Source organism: Streptomyces sp. BE20, assembly GCF_036322525.1.
Taxonomy (GTDB): Bacteria; Actinomycetota; Actinomycetes; order Streptomycetales; family Streptomycetaceae; genus Kitasatospora.
Genome location: NZ_JAQYWW010000845.1, coordinates 1 through 247 on the forward strand (window position 1 = coordinate 1; position 247 = coordinate 247).

Here is a 247-nt window from a genome sequence, read left to right on the forward strand (position 1 = left end):
GCGGATGAAGCGGTGGTCGTAGGCTTTGTCGGCGTGCAGCTTGCCGGGTCGGCGTCTCCTGGGTCCGCGTCGCGAGCGGATCGGCGGAATGGCGTCGACGAGCGGGATCAGGGCCTGGCTGTCATGGACGTTGGCTCCGGAGATCGCGAGCGACAGGGGCAAACCGGTACGTTCGGTGAGCAGGTGGATCTTCGACCCGTATTTGCCCCGATCGACAGGATTCGGACCCGTCAACTCCCCTTTTTCA

At 64.4% G+C, this 247-nt stretch carries 1 protein-coding gene; it reads right to left on the bottom strand.

Annotation, left to right across the window (positions count from 1 at the left end):
- Nucleotides 1–247 (bottom strand): transposase (locus PUR61_RS18165; RefSeq protein ID WP_329879941.1); only part of this gene is annotated, 247 nt, incomplete at both ends.